This is a genomic window from Plantibacter sp. M259 (assembly GCF_006065115.1).
In the GTDB taxonomy this organism is placed as follows: Bacteria; Actinomycetota; Actinomycetes; order Actinomycetales; family Microbacteriaceae; genus Plantibacter; species Plantibacter auratus.
In genome coordinates this window covers 4,271,541-4,292,888 of record NZ_CP040750.1, presented here as the reverse complement: position 1 = coordinate 4,292,888, position 21,348 = coordinate 4,271,541, and the positions used below count along the sequence as shown (strand labels likewise).

22 protein-coding genes are annotated in these 21,348 nt (G+C 69.1%); 10 read left to right on the top strand and 12 right to left on the bottom strand.

The features are described 5' to 3' along the window. Positions 1-22: 22 nt before the first annotated feature. The 7 genes from FGL15_RS20060 to FGL15_RS20035 all read right to left on the bottom strand — a co-directional run bounded on the left by FGL15_RS20060 (position 23) and on the right by FGL15_RS20035 (position 5,823). The gene (locus FGL15_RS20060; RefSeq protein ID WP_138947143.1) at positions 23-808 is read right to left on the bottom strand and encodes an ABC transporter ATP-binding protein; all 786 of its coding nucleotides are present in this window, start codon (positions 806-808) and stop codon (positions 23-25) included. Beyond that, positions 805-1,626 carry an ABC transporter ATP-binding protein gene (locus FGL15_RS20055; RefSeq protein WP_138947142.1) on the bottom strand — a complete coding sequence of 274 codons (822 nt, stop codon included), beginning with the start codon at positions 1,624-1,626 and terminating at the stop codon, positions 805-807. The genes FGL15_RS20060 and FGL15_RS20055 overlap by 4 nt, the downstream gene beginning before the upstream one ends. Then, a complete protein-coding gene (locus FGL15_RS20050; RefSeq protein ID WP_138947141.1) occupies positions 1,623-2,489 on the bottom strand; it encodes an ABC transporter permease in 867 nt (288 codons plus the stop codon). Before FGL15_RS20050 ends, FGL15_RS20055 begins: the two co-directional genes overlap by 4 nt. Further along, the gene (locus tag FGL15_RS20045) at positions 2,486-3,454 is read right to left on the bottom strand and encodes an ABC transporter permease (protein WP_079706032.1); all 969 of its coding nucleotides are present in this window, start codon (positions 3,452-3,454) and stop codon (positions 2,486-2,488) included. Before FGL15_RS20045 ends, FGL15_RS20050 begins: the two co-directional genes overlap by 4 nt. Positions 3,455-3,516: 62 nt before the next feature. Next, positions 3,517-3,729 carry a hypothetical protein gene (locus tag FGL15_RS21160; protein WP_240773660.1) on the bottom strand — a complete coding sequence of 71 codons (213 nt, stop codon included), beginning with the start codon at positions 3,727-3,729 and terminating at the stop codon, positions 3,517-3,519. Beyond that, positions 3,726-5,009: an ABC transporter substrate-binding protein gene (locus tag FGL15_RS20040; RefSeq protein ID WP_240773658.1), complete on the bottom strand. Its 1,284-nt coding sequence runs from the start codon at positions 5,007-5,009 to the stop codon at positions 3,726-3,728. The genes FGL15_RS21160 and FGL15_RS20040 overlap by 4 nt, the downstream gene beginning before the upstream one ends. A 49-nt stretch (positions 5,010-5,058) precedes the next feature. Next, complete coding sequence (locus tag FGL15_RS20035) at positions 5,059-5,823, bottom strand: DUF1684 domain-containing protein (protein WP_138947140.1); 765 nt, start codon at positions 5,821-5,823, stop codon at positions 5,059-5,061. Positions 5,824-5,972: 149 nt separating this feature from the next. On the opposite strand from FGL15_RS20035, the gene FGL15_RS20030 reads away from it, so the two are divergent. Continuing rightward, positions 5,973-6,437 carry an N-acetyltransferase gene (locus FGL15_RS20030; protein WP_138947139.1) on the top strand — a complete coding sequence of 155 codons (465 nt, stop codon included), beginning with the start codon at positions 5,973-5,975 and terminating at the stop codon, positions 6,435-6,437. On the opposite strand, the gene FGL15_RS20025 is transcribed toward FGL15_RS20030, so the two are convergent. The 3 genes from FGL15_RS20025 to FGL15_RS20015 form a co-directional block, all read right to left on the bottom strand. After that, complete coding sequence (locus FGL15_RS20025; RefSeq protein WP_082916274.1) at positions 6,434-7,180, bottom strand: GTP pyrophosphokinase family protein; 747 nt, start codon at positions 7,178-7,180, stop codon at positions 6,434-6,436. The genes FGL15_RS20030 and FGL15_RS20025 overlap by 4 nt on opposite strands. A gap of 111 nt (positions 7,181-7,291) precedes the next feature. After that, complete coding sequence (locus FGL15_RS20020) at positions 7,292-7,747, bottom strand: VanZ family protein (protein WP_079706028.1); 456 nt, start codon at positions 7,745-7,747, stop codon at positions 7,292-7,294. A 97-nt stretch (positions 7,748-7,844) separates the two neighbouring features. Continuing rightward, positions 7,845-8,216, bottom strand: a complete 372-nt coding sequence (locus FGL15_RS20015) for an RNA-binding S4 domain-containing protein (protein ID WP_079002582.1) — start codon at positions 8,214-8,216, stop codon at positions 7,845-7,847. Positions 8,217-8,254: 38 nt separating this feature from the next. Between FGL15_RS20015 and FGL15_RS20010 the strand changes: the two genes are divergently transcribed. From FGL15_RS20010 to FGL15_RS19995, 4 genes are all read left to right on the top strand, one after another. Beyond that, a complete protein-coding gene (locus tag FGL15_RS20010) occupies positions 8,255-8,953 on the top strand; it encodes a CDP-alcohol phosphatidyltransferase family protein (protein WP_138947138.1) in 699 nt (232 codons plus the stop codon). After that, positions 8,946-9,467 (top strand): FHA domain-containing protein, encoded by a 522-nt coding sequence (locus FGL15_RS20005; protein ID WP_086473205.1) that lies wholly within the window; start codon positions 8,946-8,948, stop codon positions 9,465-9,467. Before FGL15_RS20010 ends, FGL15_RS20005 begins: the two co-directional genes overlap by 8 nt. Continuing rightward, the gene (locus FGL15_RS20000) at positions 9,467-10,171 is read left to right on the top strand and encodes a MerR family transcriptional regulator (protein ID WP_064297015.1); all 705 of its coding nucleotides are present in this window, start codon (positions 9,467-9,469) and stop codon (positions 10,169-10,171) included. Before FGL15_RS20005 ends, FGL15_RS20000 begins: the two co-directional genes overlap by 1 nt. A gap of 202 nt (positions 10,172-10,373) precedes the next feature. Further along, entirely contained in the window at positions 10,374-10,922 is a 549-nt protein-coding gene (locus FGL15_RS19995) for a MerR family transcriptional regulator (RefSeq protein WP_064297014.1), read from the top strand. 215 nt (positions 10,923-11,137) lie between these two features. Here FGL15_RS19995 and FGL15_RS19990 read toward each other — a convergent pair whose 3' ends face one another. Beyond that, the gene (locus FGL15_RS19990; protein WP_085510974.1) at positions 11,138-12,004 is read right to left on the bottom strand and encodes a ParA family protein; all 867 of its coding nucleotides are present in this window, start codon (positions 12,002-12,004) and stop codon (positions 11,138-11,140) included. 73 nt (positions 12,005-12,077) lie between these two features. Between FGL15_RS19990 and FGL15_RS19985 the strand changes: the two genes are divergently transcribed. Then, a complete protein-coding gene (locus tag FGL15_RS19985) occupies positions 12,078-15,485 on the top strand; it encodes a pyruvate carboxylase (protein WP_137241610.1) in 3,408 nt (1,135 codons plus the stop codon). Between the two features lie 89 nt (positions 15,486-15,574). Next, the gene (locus FGL15_RS19980; protein ID WP_064297012.1) at positions 15,575-16,066 is read left to right on the top strand and encodes a peptide deformylase; all 492 of its coding nucleotides are present in this window, start codon (positions 15,575-15,577) and stop codon (positions 16,064-16,066) included. A 54-nt stretch (positions 16,067-16,120) separates the two neighbouring features. On the opposite strand, the gene FGL15_RS19975 is transcribed toward FGL15_RS19980, so the two are convergent. Then, positions 16,121-17,950 (bottom strand): long-chain fatty acid--CoA ligase, encoded by a 1,830-nt coding sequence (locus tag FGL15_RS19975; RefSeq protein WP_138947137.1) that lies wholly within the window; start codon positions 17,948-17,950, stop codon positions 16,121-16,123. A 187-nt stretch (positions 17,951-18,137) separates the two neighbouring features. Between FGL15_RS19975 and FGL15_RS19970 the strand changes: the two genes are divergently transcribed. The 3 genes from FGL15_RS19970 (at position 18,138) to FGL15_RS19960 (ending at position 21,267) form a co-directional block, all read left to right on the top strand. After that, complete coding sequence (locus FGL15_RS19970) at positions 18,138-19,091, top strand: ROK family glucokinase (RefSeq protein ID WP_064297010.1); 954 nt, start codon at positions 18,138-18,140, stop codon at positions 19,089-19,091. A 26-nt stretch (positions 19,092-19,117) separates the two neighbouring features. Beyond that, positions 19,118-19,801 (top strand): 1-acyl-sn-glycerol-3-phosphate acyltransferase, encoded by a 684-nt coding sequence (locus tag FGL15_RS19965; protein WP_064297009.1) that lies wholly within the window; start codon positions 19,118-19,120, stop codon positions 19,799-19,801. A gap of 119 nt (positions 19,802-19,920) precedes the next feature. Continuing rightward, positions 19,921-21,267, top strand: coding sequence for a class II 3-deoxy-7-phosphoheptulonate synthase (locus FGL15_RS19960; protein ID WP_056005400.1), 1,347 nt, complete (start codon positions 19,921-19,923; stop codon positions 21,265-21,267). The last annotated feature ends 81 nt before the right edge of the window (positions 21,268-21,348 follow it).

The window sequence follows — 21,348 nt, the reverse complement described above, 5'->3', positions numbered from 1 at the left end:
GTCGTCCGGCCTCGTCGTCGACTCAGCGCGGGAGGCGGGGGATCGCCGCGATGAGCTGCTTCGTGTACGCCTCGGCGGGATCGTGGAGGATCTGCGCGGTGGCGCCAGCCTCGACGACCTGCCCGTGTCGGAGGACCATCGTGCGTTCACACAGCGCTGCGACCGTGCCGAGATCGTGCGAGACCATGACGAGCGCCAGACCGTTCGAGGCCCGCAGCTCGGCGAGGAGCTCGATGATCTGGATCCGGGTGCTCATGTCGAGAGCACTGACGGGCTCGTCGGCGAGGAGGAGTCGGGGATTGGGGACGATCGCGCGGGCGATGGCGATCCGCTGCCGCTGGCCGCCCGAGAACTCGTGCGGGAACCGCGACGCCGCGTCGGCGGGCAGTCCCACCGCCTCGAGCGCCTCGGACGCGCGGACGGCCGCCTGCTCGGTCGTCGCCAGCCGGAGGGATCGCAATGGTTCGGCCACGATGCGTCCGATGCGCTGCCGCGGGTCGAGCGAGGAGTACGGATCCTGGAAGACGGCCTGCACCGATGCGCGGAACCGACGGACCCGCGTCCGGTCGCGGGGGTCCAGTGCGCCACCGTCGAACCGGACCGAGCCCGTGGTCGGCCGGTCGAGGCCGAGCAGTAGCCGGAGGAGGGTGCTCTTGCCGGCGCCGGACTGACCGACGATCCCGACGGCCTCGCCTGCGCCGACGGCCAGCGAGACGTCGTCCAGGGCCTCCTGACCACCGCGGTACCGGAAACCGACCGCATCCAGCTCGAGGATCGGCGGCGTCGTGATCGGTGCATCGGTGGTCATCGTGGGTCCTCCAGCGCGTCGTCGAGCGCGCGTGCGCTGGCGACCAGGCGACGGGTGTCCTCGTGCCGCGGCGCCGTCAGCACCTGCGCCACCGGGCCGCGCTCCACGGCGCGACCCTCGCTCAGCACGACCACCTCGTCGACCATGGTCGACACGACGGCGAGGTCGTGACTGATGAACAGGAGCGCCATGCCGCGTTCCCGGACGAGGCGGTCGATGAGCGCGAGCACCTCCGCCTGGACGGTCACGTCGAGGGCCGTCGTCGGCTCGTCCGCGATGAGGAGCTGCGGGCGACCGGCGAGCGCGATGGCGATCGCGATGCGCTGCCGCTGCCCGCCCGACAGCTCATGGGGGTAGGAGGCGGCGATGCGCGCGGTGTCGGTGAGGGACACCTCGACGAGGGCTGCTTCGACGGCCGCCTTGAGCCGTTCGCCCCGGAGTCCCAGATGACGACGCAGGGGCTCGGCGAGCTGGGCGCCGACCCGCATGAGCGGGTCGAGTGCGGTCAGCGGCTCCTGGAAGACGAGTCCGGCAACCCGACCGCGGAGTGGCCGCAGCGCGCGGTCCGGGGCACCGATCACCTGGGTGCCGTCCAGTTCGACGCTGCCGCTCGCGCTCAGCTGTTCGCCGAGCAGCCCGATCACCGCGAGGGAGGTCAAGGACTTCCCGGACCCGGAACCGCCGATGAGGCCGAGGCGACCCCCGGCGGCGATGGTCAGGTCCAGCCCGTCGAGGAGCGGCCGGTCTGCGCCGTCGGGAGCACCGCGCCGGATGCCCCGGGTGATGGTCAGGCCGGAGATGTCGAGGAGATCGCTCATGCGCCGCGCCTCCTCGTCGGATCACCGAGGTCCCGCAAGCCGTCCGCGATGAAGTTCACGCCCACCACGAGCATCACCACGGCGACACCCGGAGCGATCGCGCCGACCGGTGCCGTCGTGACGGTGGCCTGGGCCTCCTGCAGCAGGCGCCCCCAGGAGGCGTTCGGCGGCGGCGCGCCGAGGCCGAGGTACGACAGGCTCGCTTCGGCGAGGACGGCGATGCCGAACTGCAGCGCGAGGTTGACGCTCAGGGTGGGCCAGATGTTCGGGAGCACGTGCTGGCCGATGACACCGGCCCAGCTCGTCCCGGCGGTCCTGGCCGCCACCACGTACTGCTCGCTGAGGACCCGCTTCGTGAGGATGCGGGTCAGGCGGGCCACGATGGCCGACATGGCGAGTCCGATCGCGATGATCGCGGTGCCGAGTGACGCGCCCTGGGCGGCCACGATGAGCATGGCGAGCAGGAGCACCGGGAAGGCGATCACGACGTCGAGCGCGGCGGAGATCGTGTCGTCCAGCCAGGCCGACGCGAAGGCCGCGGCGAGTCCCACGGCGATCCCGATGACCGCCCCGACCGCGACGGCCCCGGCGCCGGTCGCGAGCGCGATGCGCGCGCCGATCATGAGCTGGGTCATCAGGTCGCGACCGAGCTTGTCCGTACCGAGCCAGTGGGTGCCGGTCGGGCCTTCGAGACGACCGCCGGAGGTGTCCGTGGGGGCGAAGGGCAACCACACGAGCGAGACGGCCGCCAGGACGGCGATGACGCCGACGAGGACGAGTCCGACGGTCAGCGTCGCGGACCGGGCGCGGCGCCGCACCGGGCGTCGGTCGCCGAGCGCGGTCTGGGCGTCGACGGCGCTCATCGGAGCCCGTTCCCCGAGATCGAGGTGCGCAGACGCGGATCGATGAGCCGCTGCGCGATGTCGGCGACGAAGCCCGTCAGGAGGACGACGAGGGTCGAGACGAGGAGGATGCCCTGGATGTTCGGGTAGTCGTGCTGCTGGATCGCCGTCAGGAGCATCGACCCGAGGCCGGGCAGGCTGAAGACGCTCTCGACCACGACGGCGCCGAGGAAGGTGGTGGCGAGCTCGATGCCGAGGATCGCCACGACGGGTACCGCGGCGTTCCGGGCGCCGTGTCGGAGCAGGGCCTCGCCGAACCCGGCTCCCTGCGCCCGTGCGGAGCGCAGATAGTCGCTCCCGACCACGTCGAGCGTGGCGGAGCGGACGTATCGGGTGATGGACGCACTCATGACGATGGCGATGGTGATGACCGGGAGGGCGAGGCTCGTGAGTGCCGCGGCAGGATCTGCCCAGTCGTCGCGCGGGAAGCCGCCGGACGGGAACAGTCGGAGCGTCACCGCGAACACGCTGACGAGCAGGATGCCGACCCAGAACACCGGCACGGCGATCCCGAGCTGCGAGAGGCCGGACAACGCGATGCCGTACCAGCGGTCGGCCCGGAGTGCGGACACGACACCGGCCACGAGGGCGAGCACGACGGCGAGGAGGAACGCGAGGAGCGTCAGCGGCACGGTGACCTGGAGGCGCGACGCGATCTCGGGTCCGACCGGGAGCGAGCTCACGAACGAGGAACCGAGGTCGAGGGTGAGGACGCCGCCGAACCAGGCGGCGAACTGCTCGCCGAGCGGCCGGTCGGCTCCCACCTGCTCGCGCGCCGCGTCGATCTGCTCCTGCGTGGCGTTCACCGAGAGCAGGGCGTTCGACGGGTCGCCCGGCAGCAGCCGGAGCAGCACGAACAGCACGGTCATGGCGACGAGGAACGACACCACGAGGAACGCGGATCGGCGCAGCAGGTAAGCGAGCATGGTGGACCTCAGCGTAGCGAGGCCCGGGCCGACCGGTCGGTGCAGGTCGGCCCGGGCGACGACTACTTGCGGACGATGTCCGCCACGAAGAACTGCGAGTTCAGGCCGTTGACGCCGTACCCCGAGACGTCGCTCGCGGCGACGACGATCTGTGGGTAGAGGTAGAGCCACACGCTCGCCGCATCCTCGGCGATCTGCTCGTTGACGAGCTTCAGCTTCGCCGTCTGCTCCTCGGTGGTCGTCGCCTGCTCGGCCTCCGACACCCACTGGGTCACCTCGGGGTTGTCGTAGCCCAGTAGAAGTCCGGGTTGCCGTACCAGACGACGTCGCGGTCGTTCACGTGCTCCTGGAGGGTCGCCTGGAAGTCGCGTTCCTTGAACACCTTCGAGTACCACTCGTCCGCGCTGATCGTGTTGATCTCGACCGTGATGCCGACCTTCGCGAGTTCACTCTGGAGGAACTCGGCGACGGCCGGGTGCGGGTCGTAGCTCGGGGTGTCGAGGGTGAAGGTGAAGCCGTCGGCGAAGCCCGCTTCGGCGAGCTGCTGCTTGGCGAGCTCGGGGTCGTACGGGTTCACCTGCGTGAGGTCCTCGTACCAGGGGTCCGTCGGCGGGACCATCGACCCGATGAGCGTGCCGTAGTCGCCCCAGATGGACGAGAGCAGCTTCTTGGTGTCGATCGCGGAGTACACGGCCTTGCGGACGAGCGCCTGGTCGAACGGGGCGACCCGGTCGTTGAAGGCGAGCAGCTCCTTCGTCGTGGAGTCGCCGTCGGAGACGACGTAGTCCGCGTTGTCGGTGAACTGGCTCAGCTGGTCGGGGCTCTGCACGCTCGTGATGATGTCGATCTGCTTCGTGACGAGCGCATTGCTGAGCGCGGTCGCGTCGGTGAAGTAGGTGAAGACCACCTCCGCGTTCTTGGCGGGCTCACCCCAGTAGTCGTCCCAGCGCTCGAGGCTCAGGGTGCTGCCGCGCTTCCAGTCGCCGAGCGTGTACGGACCTGTGCCGTCCTCGGTGGTCTTGAGGTCCTTCGCCGCGTCGTTGACGATCCAGACGTAGCTCAGGTTGTAGATGAAGGAGATGGAGCGCTCGGAGAGGGTGATGACGACCGTCTTGTCGTCGGGGGTCGCGATGTCGGAGATCACCGCGAAGCTGCTCTTCCGCGCCGACTGCGAGTCCTCGGCGGTCACGGCTTCGATGCTCGACTTCACGTCCGCCGAGGTGAGCGGGTCGCCGGAGTGGAAGGTGACGCCGTCCTTGAGGGTGAAGGTGTACGTCAGGCCGTCGTCGCTCACCGTGCTGTCGGCGGCGAGCACCGGCTCGACCTCGCCGTCGTCCGTGAGACGGTACAGGCCTTCGTACACGTTGCCGGTGAAGGCCTCCGTGACGCCCTGGCCTCCGCCGCCGGTGTTGCTGAGGTTCTGCGGCTCGTAGAGCGAGCCGACGGCGATGGTCGCGTCGTCGCCCGTCGCCGCGCTGCCACCACCACCGGCGCAGCCGGCGAGGGCGACGGCGGCGGCGACGGACAGGGCGACGAGCCCGATGGTTCTCTTCACGGATACTCCTGTGGTGTGGGGTGCTGGTGCAGGTGTGGGGTGCTGGGGGTCAGACGGCGTAGACGTCGAAGCCCTCGCGGAACCGGACGATCCGTTCCCCTGCGAGGACGTCTCCGGCGAACCGGTTCTGCGGCGGCGGCATCGGACAGTTGTACTGCACGGAGAAGCCGCAGGGCGGCACGAACGCGCGGTTGAAGTCGAGGACGACCTCGCCCGCCGTGCCGAAGCCGCCGTCGTCGGTCCGCTGCACGAACAGGAACCGGCCGGCGCCGTAGGTGCCCGACTCGTCATCGCGGCCGTTCGTCGCGTCGCCGAACACGAGGAGGAGCGTGCCGCCGTCGTCGAAGGCGCTCATCGTGTACTCGACGCCATCCCGCGTGAACACGATGTCGCCGGGGACGACGAGCTCCCGTGATCCGCCGTTGTCGCGGATGTGCTCGAAGGGCACGGTCCGCGAGCCGTCGACCGGCGTGAACCGCGCCGTCTGGACCCAGGCGGCGTCGTACGGGAACACCTCGATGCCGTCGAACGCGCGGATGGCGGGTGCGTTCGCGTCCCATCGGCGGATGCCGACCTCGTCCTGGCCCGTGTCGAGGTGGGTGCGGCGGAGCGTCGTCACCGTGACGCCGCTCGGCTGCTCGGCGGCGATGGCGGCTGCGGCTGCATCGACGGTGGCCGGCGTCTCCTCCGCGAGCCACCGCGTCTCGACGAGGGCGAGGTTGCCGAGCGGCGCGGTCACGGCGGCTCGACGGTCGTCATGCCAGGCGTCGTGCTCGGCGATCGCGTTCGGCTGCGGGGCGGTGTGGATCGGCATGTCTCGATTCTCCGGATGACGACGGGCGGGTCCCAATCGTGTGTCCTTCGGAGTCCAGCTCGTTTCGGGCGGGAACTATTCCCGAGCCCGGCGACGACCTGCGCGGGACGGCGAGCGACGGGGTCGCGACGGTCTGGGAGGATGTCCTCATGAACGCCACGCTCGTCCGCATGCCCGCCGATCGACTGCGGGGGTGGATGCTCGCCGCGAACGCGCAGTACCGCCTCGAACGCATCGAGGCGGGGGAGACCGAGGCTGAGGCGACGGCGAAGGCGGCGCAGTCGCTCGCCGAGACGTTCCCGGCCGGTCGGCTCCAGGTCGGACACCTCGTCTTCGAGGTGGTCCTCGACGAGGCAGCGGTCGGCGCGCTCTGGATCGGACCGCGGAGCACGAGCCACCCGGACGAGTGGTGGATCTGGGACGTGGAGATCGACGAGTCGTTCCGCGGGCGTGGGCTCGGCCGGCAGGCCATGCAGCTCGCCGAGACGGCGGCCAAGGAGCAGGGCGCGAAGACGCTCGGGCTGAACGTGTTCGGGTTCAACCGGATCGCGCGCGGCCTGTACGAATCGCTCGGCTACGAGACGATGGCCGTGCAGATGCGCAAGGCGCTCTAACGCGGGTCCAGCCCGTCGATCAGCTCGGTCATGACCCGGTCGGCGAGTGACGGAGGCTTCGGGTGCCCGTCGGCGGTGGTCCGCGAGGTCGTCGCCCGGTCGAGCGCGAGGACCTCACCGTGGAGGTGCTCCATCTTCGCGTCGAGCCTGGAGGCAGCCTCGGCGGCGTGCTTGAGCTCGGCGAGCAGGCTGTCCGGCACGGCCTTGTCGTACTTGTAGTAGATCTTGTGTTCGAGGCTCGCCCAGAAGTCCATGGCGATCGTCCGGAACTGGATCTCGACGGGCACCTGCACGACGCCGTCGGACATGAACACCGGCACCTCGACGATCACGTGGAGGCTCTGGTACCCGTTCGGCTTCGGGTTCGCGATGTAGTCCTTGACCTTCACCACGGTGATGTCCTGCTGGCTCGTCAGGAGTTCGAACACCTTGTACGTGTCGGAGATGAAGCTGCAGGTGACGCGGATGCCCGCGATGTCCGTGATGTGTTCGCGGATGTCGTCGATGTCCTGCCCGTACTGCTTGCGTTCGATCTTGCCGATGATGCTCTCCGGCGACTTCAACCGAGAGCTGATGTGCTCGATCGGGTTGTAGTCGTGGATCTGCGTGAACTCCTCCTTGAGGATGTTGAGCTTCGTGGTGATCTCGTCGATGCCGAACTTGTACAGCATCATGAACCGCGTGAACTCGTCCTTGAGGCGCTTCAGCTCCTCGAGGTTGTCCGACGACGTTGGTCCGGTCATGGGCGTGCACTCCAGCTCTGTCTCCGACGGGCCGACGGCCCGCTCGCACTCTACTGAAGTGGCCTTGGAACGCCTCTCAGCCTCCTGTGAATCAGGACCGTGCCGGGCCGTTCAGTGCTGCAGGGCGGCGCGGCGCCGTGACGAGGCCTGGAGCCGGCGGGCGCGGCCGGCGGTCAGCATCAGGCCGAGGACGACCCCGGCGACAGCGCCCGACGTGTTCGCGAGGAGGTCGCGGGGGTCGCTCACGCGTCCGGGGATCGCGAGCTGCGCGGCCTCGATGCCGACCGTCAGCGTCGCTGCGACGAGGATGGCGAGCCACCAGCGTCGCCGTCCGAGCAGGAGCAGGAAGAAGACGCCGATCGGCACGAACATGGCGATGTTCGCTCCGAACTCCAGGCGCTCGTACGTGACCCACGCCGTCGACTCCCACCGGGCGAGGAGGTCGACGAGTCGGTACACGAGGGACTCGGTCCTGCCGTCGAAGGGCCGTGGGCCGAGGGTGACGGCCGCCACGAGCGCAAGGTACACCACGGTGAGGGTGCTGAGCACGGGATGGCGGCGGAACATCGGCCCAGCATGCCCGAGTCACCTTGGCGGCGCTTGAGTGTTCCCTGGACGGGGACGATGCGTCCCCGATGAGGCCGGGAGGGTCGTCAGCTGCGCGTCAGCGCCCCCGCAACCGCTCGATGTCGCGACGTTCACGCTTCGTCGGTCGACCGGCGCCGCGGTCTCGGACGGCCACGACCTGCCGTTCCGCCGGCGTCGGCAGCGGGGGAGAGCGGTCGATGAGACATTCCGCCGCGACGTCCGCGCCGACCCGTTTCGCGATGAGGCGTCGGACCTCGACGATCCGGTCGAAGCCCGCCACGCGGAGCCGGACCTCGTCGCCGATCCTGACGGCCTGTGCCGGCTTCGCCCGATCGCCGTTGACCCGGACGTGGCCGGCTCGACAGGCTGTCGCGCCGGCCGAGCGGGTCTTCGTCAGCCGGACCGCCCAGATCCACGCGTCGACGCGTACGCTCGACGGGCTGTCCATCCTCCGATGGTAGAGCAGCCCATCGGTAGACTCGACCCGTGACTGACGGGGCAGGGCGCGGGGCTCGACGGACCGGTGAAGACCGCGTCGTCACCCTCCCCAACGCGCTCAGCGTCTTCCGGATCCTCCTCGTCCCGGTCTTCCTGGTCCTCCTCGTGCAGGGGCAGGACCTCTGGGCCCTCGCGACGCTCGCGTTCTCGGGCGTCACCGACCTCCTCGACGGGTGGATCGCGCGACGGTTCGACCAGATGACGAAGCTCGGTCGTCAACTCGATCCGGCCGCCGATCGCCTCTACATCCTCGCGGCGTTGATCGGTCTCGCGGCCCGCGGCCTCATCCCGTGGTGGTTGCTCATCGTCGTCTTCGCCCGCGACCTGCTGCTCGTCGGGCTCGCCGTCGTCCTCCACCGCTCAGGCACGGGCGTACTGCCGGTCATCCGCGTGGGGAAGTGGGGCACGGCACTCCTCTTCATCGGACTACCGGTCCTCATGCTCGGGCAGGCGTTCCCCGCCGTCGCGATGATCGCGACGCCGCTCGGTTGGGTGTCGGTGATCGCCGGAGCGACGCTCTACTGGTGGGCCGGCATCCTCTACCTGCTGCAGACCGTGCGCATCTCGGCGGATGCCCGTTCGAAGCAGCGGGAACGGGCCGGATCCGGCGCATCACCCTCGACCGGGCGGCTCGACAGTGACGCCACATCGGATACGCTTGACGGAGAGGAGGTCGACGGTGGCTGAGCACGATGAGAAGTATCCCGCGACCGGGGCGTACACGCCGGGAGCCGTCGACGACGGCGCCCCGACGAGCGGCTCGGGCGATCGGGAAGTCGACACGACACTCACCTTCGGTGAAGACCTCGGAGCGGCCCTCGCGGCGATCGACTCCGACGTCACCGCTGAGGAGCACGAGGCGATCGCGGCCCTGCCGTCCGGTTCCGCGCTGCTGATCGTCCGACGTGGTCCGAACGCCGGTGCGCGGTTCCTCCTCGACGCCGACGTCACGACCGTCGGACGTCACCCCGAGGCCGACATCTTCCTCGACGACGTCACGGTGTCGCGTCGGCACACCGAGTTCCACCGTCACGGCACAGCGTTCGAGATCCGCGATCTCAACTCCCTGAACGGCACGTACTTCGACGGCGTCCGCATCGACAAGGCGATCCTGCGCGACGCCGCCGAGGTGCAGATCGGCAAGTTCCGCCTCACCTTCTACGCGTCGCGGATCGACCTCGCCTCCCAGCTGGGAAGCTAGTGGCGGCAGCCAGCGCGAACGCGCGAAGCGATGGCGCTCCGCTGCTGAGCATCGGGCAGGTCCTCGCACGCCTCACTCCGGAGTTCCCCGAGCTGAGCAACTCGAAGCTCCGGTTCCTCGAGGAACAGGGGCTGGTGTCCCCGGCACGGACGAAGTCGGGCTACCGGAAGTTCTCGAGCGAGGACCTCGAACGCCTGCGGCTGATCCTGTCGATGCAGCGCGACCACTACTTCCCCCTGAAGGTCATCCGCACCTACCTCGTCGAGGTCGACGCGGGACGGTCGCCGCTGTTCCCGGGCAGTGGGCAAGCGGTCGGCGCGCCGTCGATCCATCCCGGGGTCCGCAGGTTCTCGCGGAACGAATTGATCCGTGAAGCCGGCGCCACCCCGATGCTCTTCAACGACGCCGTGAGCGCGTCGCTGATCCTGCCCGCCGAGAACTACGGCGAGGACGTCGCGTCCCTCCTGCGGATCCTCGTGGAGCTGCAGCGCTCCGGCATCGAACCACGGCACCTCCGCGGATTCCGGGCCTCGATCGAGCGCGAGGTCGGGCTCATCGAGAGCGCGTTGAGCGCCGTCGCCAAGCGGAACGACGCCGCCGGCCGGGCACGTACCGCCGACCGGGCTCTGGAGATCGCCGCACAGCTCGAGGGTGTGCGGTCGAACCTCGTCCGCTCGGCACTCGAGCGACACCAATCCTCCTGATCGACCGCCCAGGGCGTAGACTGCCCTCATCCATCACGGCCAGGTCACAGTTCGATCACTCGTCACGACACGCCGTCCGTTTCGAACGGATGTCGCAGCGTTGACCGGGGCGGATCGGTAGCGTGGTGTGAGTGGTCAAGCCGGCTCGACGCCCCCGTCGAGACCGTACCGACCGTGCAGCGAACATCGAGGAGAAGCAGACATGAGTGAACTCAGTCGCGACGGGGCGTCACGGTACGGTGACCTCGGGCTGCTGTTCACCGACGGGCTTCCAGAACTCGAAGAGGGCCAGGGCTACCGCGGAGCGGTCGCCGCCCGCGCAGCCGGCATCAGCTATCGCCAGCTCGACTATTGGGCTCGGACCGGTCTGGTCGAACCGACCGTGCGCGGTGCATCCGGATCCGGAACGCAGCGCCTCTACGGCTTCCGCGACATCCTCGTCCTCAAGCTCGTCAAGCGCCTGCTCGACACGGGCATCTCCCTGCAGCAGATCCGCACGGCTGTCGACCAGCTCCGCGAAGCGGGCATCGTCGACCTCGCCCAGACCACGCTCATGAGCGACGGCGCCAGTGTCTACCTCTGCACCTCCAACGACGAGGTCATCGACCTCGTCAGCCGCGGACAGGGTGTCTTCGGCATCGCTGTCGGCAAGGTGCTGCGCGAGGTGGAGTCCACGCTCATCGAGTTCGACGCACAATCGGCCGACCCCATGGACGAGCTCGCAGCACGTCGCTCCGCTCGCAGCGCCTAGCTCGAGCTCAAGGCACCGCTCCCTGAGCAGGCCTATTACTCCCTGAGCGCTCCTATCGGTCCCTGAGCCTGTCGAAGGGGTCAACCGACGCGCGCCATACATCCCCTGAGTGCCCCTGCCGGTCCCTGAGCGCGCCTGCCGGTCCCTGAGCCTGTCGAAGGGCTACCCGAGCGAGGGCCTGGTCCGTGAGCCGACTGAACGGTCGCGCCGCGACCTCAGCTGTCGGTGGAGGGCGCTTCGACGGCGGCGGGGCTGGTGACTGCGGCCGGCTCCGGGGGAGTGCCGTCGGCGTATTCGCCGACACGGCCCGTGCGCAGCACGCGGTCGAGCAGGGAGTCGAAGTTCTTCGCCATCTCCTGCGCCGTGTCGCCCGGCCAGACGTGGACGGGCTTGGCGGCACCCTGCGCCTGCTGGAGAGACGTGCGCTCCAGCAGCTGCGGGTTGAGGATGAGGGGACCGAACATGTCGCGCAGTTCCTTGATGCGGAACTGGTGCTCCATCGACTGCGGACGCACCCGGTTGACGATGATGCCGAGCGGCTGCAGCCGAGGGCTCAGCCCACGTCGGATCTCCTCGACGGCGCGGAGGGCGCGGTCGGCGGCGGAGACCGAGAACAGGCCCGGCTCGGTGACGACGGCGACGCGGTCGCTCGCCGCCCAGGCGGTGCGGGTGAGCGCGTTGAGCGACGGGGCACTGTCGATCAGGACGAGGTCGTACTCCTCCTCGACGTGCGCGAGCGCCTCTTCCAGGCGCCAGATGTCGCGGATGCTGGGGTGCGGACCGTCGAAGTTGATCGCAGACGGACTGCCGATCATGACGTCCATCTTGCCGGGGTGGATCTTCGTCCAGCCGCTCGCCACGATCGCCTGCTCGACGATCTTCTTCTTCGGCGAGGTCAGCACATCCGTCACCGTGAGGTGCCCTGCGACGTCGACGGCCATGCCGGTCGAGACGTCGGATTGGGGGTCGAGATCCACGACCAGCGTGCGGATGTCCTTCGAGAACGCGGCGGAAGCCAGGCCAAGGGTGACGGTGGTCTTGCCGACGCCCCCCTTCAGGGAGCTAACGCTGAGTACATGCACAAGGCTCAACGTTACCGTGACTAGGCTAGGGAATCTCAACGTTTGCTGAGTTGGCTGTTGTGGGAAGGGTTCCATGTTCAGGAAGATTCTTGTCGCCAATCGCGGAGAGATCGCCATCCGGGCGTTCCGTGCCGCGTACGAGCTGGGGGCGAAGACGGTTGCGGTGTTCCCCTATGAGGACCGCAACTCGATGCATCGGCTGAAGGCCGATGAGGCTTACCAGATCGGCACGGAGGGTCATCCGGTGCGCGCCTACCTCGACGTCTCGGAGATCATCCGCGTTGCGAAGGAGTCGGGCGCCGACGCGATCTACCCCGGGTACGGCTTCCTCTCCGAGAATCCGGAGCTGGCCGAGGCCGCCCGAGCAGCCGGCATCACCTTCATCGGTCCGCCGTCCTCCGTCCTGGAGATGGCCGGCAACAAGGTGACCGCCAAGGAGCACGCCATCGCGGCCGGGGTCCCGGTCCTGAAGTCCACGCCGGCCAGCCGCGACATCGAAGAGCTCCTCGCGGGAGCCGCCGACATCGGGTTCCCGATCTTCGCGAAGGCGGTCGCCGGTGGTGGTGGCCGTGGCATGCGCCGCGTCGACAACGCCGAGGACCTCCGTGGTGCCCTCGAGGCCGCCATGCGCGAGGCGGACAGCGCCTTCGGCGACCCGACGATGTTCCTCGAGCAGGCCGTCGTCCGCCCCCGGCACATCGAGGTCCAGATCCTGGCGAGCGCCGACGGCGAGACCATCCACCTCTTCGAGCGCGACTGCTCGGTGCAGCGCCGACACCAGAAGGTCGTCGAGATCGCGCCGGCCCCGAACCTCGACGAGGACACGCGTCAGGCGATGTACCGCGACGCCATCGCGTTCGCCAAGTCGATCGGCTACGTCAACGCCGGGACGGTCGAGTTCCTCCTCGACACCGCGGGGGAGCGGGCCGGCCAGCACGTGTTCATCGAGATGAACCCGCGCATCCAGGTCGAGCACACCGTGACCGAGGAGGTCACCGACGTCGACCTCGTCCAGTCGCAGATGCGCATCGCCGCCGGCGAGTCGCTCGGCGACCTCGGCCTCACGCAGGAGTCCCTGCACCTCCGCGGCTTCGCGCTCCAGTGCCGTATCACCACCGAGGACCCCACGGCGGGCTTCCGTCCCGACACTGGGAAGATCACGACCTACCGCTCTCCGGGCGGCGGCGGCATCCGACTCGACGGCGGTACGGTCGCCTCCGGTGCACAGATCAGCCCCCACTTCGACTCGATGCTCGCGAAGCTCACCTGCCGTGGGCGCACCTTCGAGGCGGCCGTCACGCGCGCCAAGCGCGCCCTCGCCGAGTTCCGTATCCGCGGCGTCTCCACGAACATCCCCTTCCTGCAGGCGGTCCTCGAGGACGCCTCGTTCGTGGCCGGCGACCTCAGCACCTCCTTCATCGACGAGCGTCCGCAGCTCCTGCGCGGGCACGTCTCGAAGGACCGTGGGACGAAGATCGTCAACTGGCTCGCCGACGTCACGGTCAACCAGCCCAACGGGTCGCGTCCGTCCGGGGCGGACCCGGTCGACAAGCTGCCCGCGATCGACATCACGACCGACGCCCCGGCCGGCTCGCGTCAACGACTGCTCGAGCTCGGCCCGAAGGGCTTCGCCGACGCCCTCCGCGCTCAGACCGCCCTCGCCGTGACCGAGACCACCTTCCGCGACGCGCACCAGTCTCTCCTGGCCACGCGCGTCCGGACGAAGGACCTCCTGGCGGTCGCACCGTTCGTCTCCCGGCTCACCCCCGAACTGCTGTCCGTCGAGGCCTGGGGTGGCGCGACGTACGACGTGGCCCTCCGCTTCCTCGGTGAGGAGCCGTGGGAGCGACTGGCCTCGCTGCGTCAGGCGATGCCGAACATCGCGATCCAGATGCTGCTGCGCGGCCGGAACACCGTCGGCTACACGCCGTATCCCACGGAGGTGACGAACGCCTTCGTGCGGGAGGCCGCCGACACCGGGATCGACATCTTCCGGATCTTCGACGCCCTCAACGACGTGTCGCAGATGCGCCCCGCCATCGATGCGGTCCTGGAGACGGGGACGACCGTCGCGGAGGTCGCCGTCTGCTACACCGGTGACCTGCTGAACCCGGCCGAGGACCTCTACACCCTCGACTACTATCTCCGTCTCGCCGAGAAGATCGTCGAGTCCGGTGCCCACGTGCTCGCCATCAAGGACATGGCGGGGCTCCTCCGTCCGTCCGCGGCGGCCAAGCTCGTCGCGGCGTTCCGCGAGCGATTCGACCTGCCGGTCCACGTGCACACGCACGACACCCCCGGTGGACAGCTGGCGACCCTCCTCGCGGCGAGCAACGCGGGCGCCGACGCCGTCGACGTCGCGAGCGCGCCGATGGCCGGCACGACGAGCCAGCCCTCCGCGTCCTCGCTGGTCGCCGCGCTGGCCCACACGGAGCGCGATACCGGCATCTCCCTGCAGGGGATCGCCGATCTCGAGCCCTACTGGGAGGCCGTCCGCGCGATGTACCGGCCGTTCGAGTCAGGACTCGCTGGCCCGACCGGTCGCGTGTACACGCACGAGATCCCGGGCGGTCAGCTGTCGAACCTCCGCCAGCAGGCGATCGCCCTGGGACTCGCAGACCACTTCGAGCTCATCGAGGACATGTACGCGGCCTCCAACAAGATCCTCGGTCGGGTGCCCAAGGTGACCCCGTCGAGCAAGGTCGTCGGCGACCTCGCCCTCCACCTCGCCGCTGTCAAGGCGGATCCGGCCGACTTCGAGGCCAACCCCGACAAGTACGACGTCCCGGACTCCGTCGTGGGATTCATGGCGGGCGAACTCGGGGAGCTCCCGGGCGGATGGCCGGAGCCGTTCCGCTCGAAGGTCCTCGCCGGTCGCTCGGTCGACATCGGGATCACTCCGATCTCCGCTGAGGACCAGGCCTCGCTCGACGGCGAGTCCGCCGAGCGCCGCTCGACCCTCAACCGGCTGTTGTTCCCGGCGCCGACCAAGCAGTTCGAGCAGCAGCGCGACCTGTACGGCGACCTCTCCGTCGTCGACACCGCCGACTACCTGTACGGCCTCGAGCCGGGCATGGAGCACGTCGTCGAGATCGACAAGGGCGTCCGGCTCTTCGTCGGCCTCGAAGCGATCGGCGCGGCCGACGAGAAGGGCATGCGCACCGTCATGGCGACCCTCAACGGTCAGTTGCGTCCGGTGTTCGTCCGCGATCGCAGCATCGAGGTCGACTCCCGCGCTGCCGAGAAGGCCGACACCTCCGTCCCCGGCCAGGTGGCCGCGCCGTTCTCCGGTGTCGTGACCGTCAAGGTCGCCGTCGGCGACCGCGTCGAGGCGGGCCAGCCGGTCGCCTCGATCGAGGCCATGAAGATGGAGGCGGCGATCACGACCGCCGTCGCCGGCGTCGTCGAGCGCCTCGCCATCCCGGCGACCCAGCAGGTCGAGGCGGGCGACCTGCTCGTCGTCGTGAAGCCGAGCGCCTGACCCTCCCGAGACCGGCCGCGTCCCTCCTCGAGGCGACGCGGCCGGTCTCCGCGTCCACCACACCTGTCCCGCCCGGAAGGATCCAACCCGTGACGACACGACCCATCAGACACTTCGGCGACCCGGTCCTGAAGGCTCCGACGGCCGAGGTCGTCACGATCGACGACGACATCCGCAGCCTCGTCCGCGATCTCGTGGACAGCGTGGAGCTCCCCGGTCGTGCCGGCGTCGCCGCGACGCAGATCGGCGTCGGACTCCGCGTCTTCAGCTACAACGTCGACGGCGTCATCGGGTACCTCATCAACCCGAAGCTCGTCGAGGTGCGCGGTGAACTCGAAGAGATCGGCGAGGGCTGCCTGTCGGTGCCCGGACTCTGGTTCCCGACGCCGCGCCATCCCTACGCGCGTGCCGTCGGCATCGACCTCGATGGGCAGGAGCTCGTCGTCGAGGGCGAAGGACTCCTCGCCCAGGCGCTGCAGCACGAGACCGACCACCTCGACGGCATGCTCTACCTCGACCGCCTGTCGAAGGAGCACCGCCGCGAGGCGATGAAACAGGTCCGCGAGAGCGACTGGTTCTAGACGCCGGTCGACGGGCTCGGCGGTCGTCGACCGACCGCCGAGCCCGTCGAGGCGCTACTTCAGGGACATCCCCTGGGTCTCGGGCGAGCCCGCTCCGAGGTACATGCCCTCGATCGTCTCGGCGAAGTCCTTAAGGATCACGTTCCGCTTGATGCTGAGCTTCGGTGTGAGGTGACCGCTCGCCTCCGTGAGCTCGTCGTCGAGGATGACGAACTTGCGGATCGACTCCGCGCGGGACACCTTGGTGTTGGCTTCGTCGATGGCGCGCTGGACGGCGGCGAGCACCGCGGGGTTCCGAGCAGCCTCGGCGGCGCTCATCGACGCGTCCTGGCCGTTGTTGGCGAGCCATGACGGCAGCATCTCGGTGTCGAGCGTGATGAGGGCACTGATGAACGGCTTCTGGTCGCCGACGACGACGACCTGTCCGACGACCGGGGTCGCGCGGATCGGGTCCTCGAGCGCCGCCGGGGCGACGTTCTTCCCGCCGGCGGTGACGATGATCTCCTTCTTCCGCCCGGTGATCGTGAGGAAGCCGTCGGCGTCGAAGGACCCGATGTCGCCGGTGCGGAACCAGCCGTCGTCGAAGGCCTCCGCCGTCGCCTCGGGGTTCTGCCAGTACTCCTTGAAGACGTTGATCCCGCGCACCTCGACCTCGCCGTCGTCGGCGATGCGGAGCGAGACGCCGGGGAGTGCCGGTCCGACCGTCCCGATCTTCGACTTCTGGGCGAGGTTGACCGTCGCAGGCGCGGTGGTCTCGGTAAGGCCGTAGCCCTCGAGGATCACGATGCCGAGCGCGTGGAAGAAGTGACCGAGTCGCGGACCGAGTGGAGCGCTGCCGGAGACCGCGTACCGCACCCGGCCGCCCATGGCCGTGCGGATCTTCGACAGCACGAGGCGGTCGAGGACCCGGAACTTCACCTTCAGGCCGAACGGCACGGAACCGCTCTCGAGGGCCTTCGAGTAGGCGATCCCGGTCTCGGCGGCTGCACGGAAGATCTTGCCCTTGCCGCCGGCCTCCGCCTTCTGCTCGGAGGAGTTGTAGACCTTCTCGAAGACCCTGGGGACCGCGAGGAGGAACGTCGGCTTGAAGGTGCCGAGCGAGGGGAGCAGCTGCTTCGTGTCGGGCTGGTGGCCCGTCTTCACGCCGGAGTGCACGCACAGCACGGCGATGAAGCGCGCGAAGATGTGCGCCGTCGTGATGAAGAGGAGGGTGGAGGCACCGGGAGCGGACACGACGTCCTTGAGCGCGACGGCCGAGTTCCGCGACAGCTCGACGAAGTTCGAGTGGGTGAGGACGCAGCCCTTCGGCCGACCGGTCGAGCCGGAGGTGTAGATGAGGGTCGCCATGTCGGAACCCACCGCGAGGTTGCGGCGGCGTTCGATCTCCTCGTCGGGGACGTCGACGCCGGCGGCCGCGATCTTGTCGAGGTCGCCGAGGTCGATCTGCCAGACCCGTGCCACCTCGGGGAGGTCGCCGTGCACCTCGTCGAAGCGGGCGAACTGGTCGGGTGTCTCGACCAGGACACTCGTCGCTCCCGAGTCGCTGAGGATCCACTGCACCTGGCTCGGCGAGCTGGTCTCGTAGATCGGGACGAGGAGTGCTCCGGCGAACCAGACGGCGAAGTCGATGAGGGTCCACTCGTACCGGGTCTTGCACATGAGCCCGATCTTGTCGCCGGGTTCGATCCCCGCGGCGACGAGGCCCTTCGCCAGGGCGACGACCTGCGCATGGAACTCGGCGGTGGTCACGTCCACCCACTCGGACCCGCGGGGAACGGCGAACAGCGCGGCGTCGGGCGCAGCAGCCAGGCGCTTCACGAGCAGATCGGTCGCATTGGCGGATGGGTCTGCTGCGACGACTGCAGGGACGTCGAACTGTTCCACGGCAACTCCTTCGGTACCAGGTCGGCAAGATGTTGCTCCATCCTAGAGCACGGGTGTTTGCGCGGTTTCTGTGGCGCGCAGACGCTCAGTAGACTCGACTGCGGCGCGCGGGCGACCGACTCGACTGACGGTCGGTCACACGCCGCTGCCGGTATCGGCGACATCAGGACAGGGAGACGGCACCGTTATGGCAAACGCGATCGGCATCGACATCGGCGGGACGAAGATCGCGGGCGGGGTCGTCGACGACGACGGCCGGATCCTCGCGGCCGGGCGCACGCCGACGCAGGCCTCCGATCCCGACGCCATCATCGACGATGTCGTCGCCATGGTCCGGTCCTTGGACGACGGCAGCATCTCGAGCGTGGGCGTCGCAGCCCCCGGGTTCTTCGACGCCACGCGCTCGACCGTCTACTACTCGCCGAACATCGCCTGGCGGAACGAGCCCCTGCAGGCCCGGCTGGCCGCGCGGTTGCCCGACAAGGTCGTGACGATCGAGAACGACGCGAACGCCGCGGGTTGGGCCGAGTTCCGGTTCGGGGCGGGGCGCGAGGAACGCAGCATGGTCATGGTGACGATCGGTACGGGGGTCGGCGGGGCGATCGTCCTCGACGACCGGCTCCTCACCGGTGGCTTCGGCAGCGGTGCGGAACTGGGACACATGCGCCTCATCCCGGACGGGCTGCCCTGCGGCTGCGGCGCGCGCGGCTGCGTCGAGCAGTACTGTTCGGGGAACGCGTTGCTCCGGCTCGCGAACGAGGCCGCGGACGCCGGTGGCGACGGTGCCGCCCTCGCCCGGGCCCGGGCCGCGGCCGGCGGGCTGCTGAACGGACACCACGTCTCCGCCCTGCTCGAGTCCGGTGATCCCGGTGCCCTCCGGTGCCTCAACGAGCTCGCCGATCTGCTGGGGCAGGCCCTCGCGAGCATGTCGGCCATCCTCGACCCCAACATCTTCGTGATCGGCGGCGGCGTCGCCCAGGCCGGCGACCTCCTCCTGGATCCCGTTCGTGAGGCGTTCCTGACCCACCTCCCGGCGCGCGGATTCCACCCGGAGCCGTCCTTCAGCATCGCGCAGCTCGTGAACGACGCCGGGGTCATCGGCGCCGGCGATCTCGCCAGGAGCGCCCTCGTCCTCGGCTGACGACGACGGCAAGACGGAGGAGCACGATGTTCTACTGGTTCATGAAGTACCTGGTCGCCGGCCCGATCCTCAAGTCGATCTTCCGGCCGTGGGTGATCGGCGCCGAGAACATCCCGGAGCACGGCGGCGCGATCATCGCCAGCAACCATCTGTCCTTCATCGACTCGGTGATCCTCCCGCTGTGCGTCGATCGGCGGATCTCCTTCCTGGCCAAGAGCGAGTACTTCCGCGGCAAGGGATTCGGCGGCTGGGCCACGAAGACTTTCATGCTCGGCACGGGGCAGCTGCCGATCGACCGGTCGGGCGGCAAGGCCTCCGAGGCCTCACTCAACACCGGGCTCGCGGTCCTCGGTGGCGGTCACCTGCTGGGGATCTATCCGGAGGGAACCCGCAGCCCCGACGGGACGATGTACCGCGGCCGCACCGGCGTCGCGCGGATGGTGCTCGAGGCCGGGGTCCCCATCGTCCCCGTCGCGATGATCGACACCGAGAAGGTCATGCCCATCGGCACGAAGCTGCCCCGGATCCGTCGGATCGGGATCGTCATCGGCAAGCCGCTCGACTTCTCGCGGTTCGAGGGTATGGAGGGGGACCGCTTCATCCTCCGCAGCGTCACGGACGAGTTGATGGTCGAGCTCCGCAAGCTGTCGGGCCAGGACTATCGCGACGTCTACGCCACGAGCGTCAAGGAGCGCGCCGCGTCGGCGTGACGCTAAGCTGAAAAACCGGGCCGCGATCGCGGTCCGTTCCCCCTTCCGGGCGGGCTCCGGAGCGCGTCCGGTCGAAGAGAAACAGGAAATCCGTGTCCCACGCTACAGAACCAGTCGTCATGGCCGAACCCTCGGTGATCGCCGGACTGGACTATTGGCGTGAGCTGCCGATCAAGCAGCAGCCGTCATGGCCGGACCAGGCCGCGGTGGCGCGTGCCTCCGCCGAACTCGCGACCCTCCCTCCGCTGGTCTTCGCCGGCGAGGTCGACATCCTGCGCGACCGGTTGGCTCGGGCGGCGAGCGGCAACGCGTTCCTGCTCCAGGGCGGCGACTGCGCCGAGACCTTCGCCGGTGCGACGGCAGAGCAGATCCGCAACCGCGTGAAGACGGTCCTGCAGATGGCCGTCGTGCTCACGTACGGTGCGTCGATGCCGGTCGTGAAGATGGGCCGGATGGCCGGGCAGTTCGCCAAGCCGCGCTCCAACGACTCGGAGACGCGGGGCGACGTCACCCTGCCCGCCTACCGCGGCGACATCGTCAACGGCTACGACTTCACCCCGGAGTCGCGCACGGCCGACCCCGCTCGGCTCGTCAAGGGGTACCACACCTCCGCATCGACGCTGAACCTCATCCGGGCGTTCACCCAGGGCGGGTTCGCCGACCTCCGCGAGGTCCACAGCTGGAACAAGGGGTTCGCCGCCAACCCGGTGAACCACCGCTACGAGGGACTGGCGCGCGACATCGACCGTGCGATCAAGTTCATGGAGGCGGCCGGAGCCGACTTCGACCAGTTGCGCGGTGTCGAGTTCTACTCGAGCCACGAGGCGCTGCTCATGGACTACGAGCGACCGATGACGCGGATCGACTCGCGGACCGGCACACCGTACAACACCTCCGCCCACTTCGTGTGGATCGGGGAGCGGACCCGCGAGCTCGACGGCGCGCACGTCGACTTCCTGTCGCGCGTCCGCAACCCGATCGGCGTGAAGCTCGGCCCCACCACCTCGGCCGACGACATGCTGCGTCTCATCGATAAGCTCGACCCCGAGCGCGAGCCCGGGCGCCTGACGTTCATCACGCGGATGGGTGCGGGCAAGATCAGAGACGCCCTGCCTCCGTTGCTCGAAGCGATCAAGGGTGCCGACGCGACGCCGCTCTGGGTCACCGATCCGATGCACGGCAACGGACTCACGACGCCCACCGGCTACAAGACGCGTCGCTTCGACGACGTCGTGGACGAGGTCAAGGGGTTCTTCGAAGCCCACCGCGCCGCAGGGACGCACCCCGGCGGCATCCACGTCGAGCTCACCGGCGACGACGTCACCGAGTGCCTGGGCGGCTCCGAGCAGATCGACGAGGCGACCCTGGCGACGCGGTACGAGTCGCTGTGCGATCCTCGCCTCAACCACATGCAGTCGCTCGAGCTCGCCTTCCTCGTGGCGGAGGAACTCGCCGCCGCGAAGTAGGTCGCACAGGACGAAGCGCCCGTGCCGGGTTCGGCATGGGCGCTTCGTCGTCTGGCAGCTGCGTGGGTGGATCGCGCTTCG

Coding starts and splice junctions, on each gene's coding strand:
- FGL15_RS20060 (WP_138947143.1), bottom strand. CDS start 808: ATGACCACCGATGCACCGATCACGACGCCGCCGATCCTCGAGCTGGAT.
- FGL15_RS20055 (WP_138947142.1), bottom strand. CDS start 1,626: ATGAGCGATCTCCTCGACATCTCCGGCCTGACCATCACCCGGGGCATC.
- FGL15_RS20050 (WP_138947141.1), bottom strand. CDS start 2,489: ATGAGCGCCGTCGACGCCCAGACCGCGCTCGGCGACCGACGCCCGGTG.
- FGL15_RS20045 (WP_079706032.1), bottom strand. CDS start 3,454: ATGCTCGCTTACCTGCTGCGCCGATCCGCGTTCCTCGTGGTGTCGTTC.
- FGL15_RS20035 (WP_138947140.1), bottom strand. CDS start 5,823: ATGCCGATCCACACCGCCCCGCAGCCGAACGCGATCGCCGAGCACGAC.
- FGL15_RS20030 (WP_138947139.1), top strand. CDS start 5,973: ATGAACGCCACGCTCGTCCGCATGCCCGCCGATCGACTGCGGGGGTGG.
- FGL15_RS20025 (WP_082916274.1), bottom strand. CDS start 7,180: ATGACCGGACCAACGTCGTCGGACAACCTCGAGGAGCTGAAGCGCCTC.
- FGL15_RS20020 (WP_079706028.1), bottom strand. CDS start 7,747: ATGTTCCGCCGCCATCCCGTGCTCAGCACCCTCACCGTGGTGTACCTT.
- FGL15_RS20015 (WP_079002582.1), bottom strand. CDS start 8,216: ATGGACAGCCCGTCGAGCGTACGCGTCGACGCGTGGATCTGGGCGGTC.
- FGL15_RS19995 (WP_064297014.1), top strand. CDS start 10,374: ATGAGTGAACTCAGTCGCGACGGGGCGTCACGGTACGGTGACCTCGGG.
- FGL15_RS19985 (WP_137241610.1), top strand. CDS start 12,078: ATGTTCAGGAAGATTCTTGTCGCCAATCGCGGAGAGATCGCCATCCGG.
- FGL15_RS19970 (WP_064297010.1), top strand. CDS start 18,138: ATGGCAAACGCGATCGGCATCGACATCGGCGGGACGAAGATCGCGGGC.
- FGL15_RS19965 (WP_064297009.1), top strand. CDS start 19,118: ATGTTCTACTGGTTCATGAAGTACCTGGTCGCCGGCCCGATCCTCAAG.
- FGL15_RS19960 (WP_056005400.1), top strand. CDS start 19,921: ATGGCCGAACCCTCGGTGATCGCCGGACTGGACTATTGGCGTGAGCTG.